The following is a 223-nucleotide window of genomic DNA, read 5'->3' on the forward strand; positions in this document are numbered from 1 at the left end:
CAAATGCCGATGGATATTATGTGAATATCGGGACAACTGCAGGGGGAAATGACCTGGTAAACAATGCCGAGCTTACAACAACAAGTTATAGCCATACAACCCATTTCCCTGAAAATACCACTATCTACGTTTCGGTTACTCCTTATAATGTGGTAGGAAGTGCTACGGGATGTACAGAAATAAGTTTTACCACGGAAAACTTCACAACACCAAGCATTCCAAA

The 223-nt window shown here is 41.3% G+C and carries 1 protein-coding gene; it reads left to right on the top strand.

The genetic code is table 11. From position 1 onward, the window contains the following. Positions 1-223, top strand: a 223-nt coding sequence (locus tag I6U50_RS15845; RefSeq protein WP_394370633.1) for a hypothetical protein, incomplete at both ends; no start/stop codon positions are given.

This window comes from Salegentibacter maritimus (assembly GCF_016236975.1).
In the GTDB taxonomy this organism is placed as follows: domain Bacteria; phylum Bacteroidota; class Bacteroidia; order Flavobacteriales; family Flavobacteriaceae; genus Salegentibacter; species Salegentibacter maritimus.